The 851-nt window shown below is 61.3% G+C and carries 1 protein-coding gene; it reads right to left on the bottom strand.

Annotation, left to right across the window (positions count from 1 at the left end):
* On the bottom strand, positions 1 to 824 hold an 824-nt coding region (locus tag ABR397_RS22910; protein WP_350307717.1), incomplete at its 3' end, for an ImcF-related family protein.
* Positions 825 to 851: the final 27 nt, after the last annotated feature.

The raw sequence follows: 851 nt of genomic DNA on the forward strand, positions 1-851 counted from the left end.
GCTTCGGTGTCGCCGGTCATCTGCCTTAAGGTCAGGTCGGCATAATCCTTCTGCACCGATTGCAGCATCTGCTGGTAGAGCGTGGCTTCCGCATTGTGTCGGCCCATCTGGTCCAGCAATATCCGGCGCACCTGACTGACTAACACTGTGTCCGGCGTCATTCGCCATTCCGGATGGGCGGGCAGATTCTCCGCATAAAAATCCCACAAATCCGGGGCCGCACTCAACCAGACGCCGGGGGCAATACCGGCCCGGTCCGGCTCGTTTTCATTGAGGACGCGGGTTAAAAACGCGGCCTCCGCTTTTTCCGGGTGCGCCATCATCAGATAGGCTTTAAGCTGGTTGTGCGCGGCTTTCGCCTGACGGGCCCGTTGCGGGCTGCCCGGCGGCAGATTCACCAGCGCGCTCAGTTTTTGGTGCAGTATCGCCGCGGCCTTATCCCGTATCAGCCGGTTATTCATCTGGGTGTAATACGGCAGCACCGCCGTCAATAGCGGCTGATTTTGGTTCAGCCCGAAACGCTGATACCAGGGCGCCCCGTGTTCGACCCGGTACTGCAACCGGCCCAGTTCATTACGCAGCGCCTTAAACGCCATCAACTGGGCGTCGGACGCTTCCGGGCGGGCTTTCAGGTCGGTCATTGCCGCGTTGACCACCGCTATCTGGTCGCGGTTGGTGAAAAAGGACAGCACCATCCCGGCCCCCCACAATAAGGCCAGCGCCATCAGGCCACGATGGATGTTGCGCCGCTGGATACGTCCGACTCGTCTGCCGTGCCGGTGCCGGCTGTCAGCCAACACCCCCTGCCAGGCGGTATCGGGCAACCAGTTTTGCGGTCCTGCATCCGGGGT

The organism is Photorhabdus viridis (genome assembly GCF_040256935.1).
Lineage (GTDB): Bacteria > Pseudomonadota > Gammaproteobacteria > Enterobacterales > Enterobacteriaceae > Photorhabdus > Photorhabdus viridis.